We start from the raw sequence: 2,500 nt of genomic DNA on the forward strand, positions 1-2,500 counted from the left end.
CGCCGAGTCGCCGATTCTGTGGATTTCCCAAAGGAAAAACCCCCGCCGCTGATAAGTGGAGGGGGTTTTTGGGAGAGGCCCTGGCGGTGACCTACTTTCGCATGGGGAGGCCCCACACTAGCATCGGCGAGACACCGTTTCACGTCTGAGTTCGGAATGGAATCAGGTGGTTCCAGTGCTCTATGGCCGCCAGGAAAACTGGGAGCGGGAAGCCTTCGGCTGCCCGCTGCAATGTGGTGAGATTGTTCGACAACGCACTTGGGTGTTATATGGTCAAGCCGCACGGTCAATTAGTACAGGTTAGCTTCACACGTTACCGCGCTTCCACACCCTGCCTATCAACGTCGTAGTCTCCAACGGACCTTTAGAGGCATCAAGTGCCTAGGGAGACCTCATCTTGGGAGGGGCTTCCCGCTTAGATGCTTTCAGCGGTTATCCCGTCCGTACATAGCTACCCGGCAATGCCACTGGCGTGACAACCGGAACACCAGGGGTACGTCCACTCCGGTCCTCTCGTACTAGGAGCAGCTTCCCTCAAGTCTCCAACGCCCACGGCAGATAGGGACCGAACTGTCTCACGACGTTCTAAACCCAGCTCGCGTACCACTTTAAATGGCGAACAGCCATACCCTTGGGACCGACTTCAGCCCCAGGATGTGATGAGCCGACATCGAGGTGCCAAACACCGCCGTCGATATGAACTCTTGGGCGGTATCAGCCTGTTATCCCCGGAGTACCTTTTATCCGTTGAGCGATGGCCCTTCCATACAGAACCACCGGATCACTAAGACCTACTTTCGTACCTGCTCGACGTGTCTGTCTCGCAGTCAAGCACCCTTATGCCTTTGCACTCATTGCGCGATTTCCGACCGCGCTGAGGGTACCTTCGTGCTCCTCCGTTACTCTTTGGGAGGAGACCGCCCCAGTCAAACTACCCACCATGCACTGTCCCTACCCCGGATCACGGGGCGAGGTTAGAACGTCAAACATACCAGGGTGGTATTTCAAGGGTGGCTCCACGGCAACTGGCGTCACCGCTTCAAAGCCTCCCACCTATCCTACACAAGTAGGTTCAACGTCCAGTGCAAAGCTATAGTAAAGGTTCACGGGGTCTTTCCGTCTAGCCGCGGGTACTCGGCATCTTAACCGAGAATTCAATTTCACTGAGTCTCGGGTGGAGACAGTGCCGCCATCGTTACGCCATTCGTGCAGGTCGGAACTTACCCGACAAGGAATTTCGCTACCTTAGGACCGTTATAGTTACGGCCGCCGTTTACCGGGGCTTCGATCAAGAGCTTCTCCGAAGATAACCCCATCAATTAACCTTCCGGCACCGGGCAGGCGTCACACCCTATACGTCCGCTTGCGCGTTTGCAGAGTGCTGTGTTTTTAATAAACAGTCGCAGCGGCCTGGTCACTGCAACCCGTCTCGGCTCCATGGGCAAGCCACTTCACCTAATACGGGCGTACCTTCTCCCGAAGTTACGGTACCATTTTGCCTAGTTCCTTCACCCGAGTTCTCTCAAGCGCCTGGGGATTCTCACCCTGCCCACCTGTGTCGGTTTGGGGTACGGTCACACAACACCTGAAGCTTAGAGGCTTTTCTTGGAAGCTTGGCATCAATCACTTCGTCTCCGTAGAGACTCGTCGTCACGTCTCAGAATTAACCCCCCGGATTTGCCTAAGGGATCTCCCTACACGCTTGAACCGGCAACCATCAGCCGGATGACCTAGCCTTCTCCGTCCCCCCATCGCAGTGTTGCGTGGTGCCGGAATATTAACCGGCTTCCCATCGACTACGCCTTTCGGCCTCGCCTTAGGGGCCGACTCACCCTGCGCCGATGAACGTTGCGCAGGAAACCTTGGGCTTTCGGCGAGGGGGACTCTCACCCCCTTTGTCGTTACTTATGTCAGCATTCGCACTTCCGATACCTCCAGCACGCTTTACAACGCACCTTCAACGGCCTACGGAACGCTCCCCTACCATGCCTTTACAGGCATCCGCAGCTTCGGTACATGGCTTAAGCCCCGTTACATCTTCCGCGCAGGCCGACTCGACCAGTGAGCTATTACGCTTTCTTTAAAGGATGGCTGCTTCTAAGCCAACCTCCTGGCTGTCTGGGCCTTCCCACATCGTTTCCCACTGAGCCATGATTTAGGGACCTTAGCTGGCGGTCTGGGTTGTTGCCCTTTTGACGACGGACGTTAGCACCCGCCGTCTGTCTCCCGTGATTGCACTTACTGGTATTCGGAGTTTGCATCGGTTTGGTAAGCCGGGATGGCCCCCTAGCCGAAACAGTGCTCTACCCCCAGTAGTGAGACACGAGGCGCTACCTAAATAGCTTTCGGGGAGAACCAGCTATCTCCGAGCTTGATTAGCCTTTCACTCCGACCCACAGCTCATCCGAATCTTTTTCAACAGATCCCGGTTCGGGCCTCCAGTGGGTGTTACCCCACCTTCACCCTGGCCATGGGTAGATCGCCCGGTTTCGGGTCTACT

2 rRNA genes (1 of these 2 cut by a window edge) are annotated in these 2,500 nt (G+C 56.0%); both read right to left on the bottom strand.

The features are described 5' to 3' along the window. Positions 1–78 precede the first annotated feature (78 nt). Positions 79–194 (bottom strand): 5S ribosomal RNA (gene rrf / locus CKO23_RS23580). Positions 195–269: 75 nt separating this feature from the next. Further along, a 23S ribosomal RNA gene (locus CKO23_RS23585) occupies positions 270–2,500 on the bottom strand; it runs 655 nt beyond the window's last position.

Source organism: Thiocystis violacea (assembly GCF_016583565.1).
Taxonomy (GTDB): domain Bacteria; phylum Pseudomonadota; class Gammaproteobacteria; order Chromatiales; family Chromatiaceae; genus Thiorhodococcus; species Thiorhodococcus violaceus_A.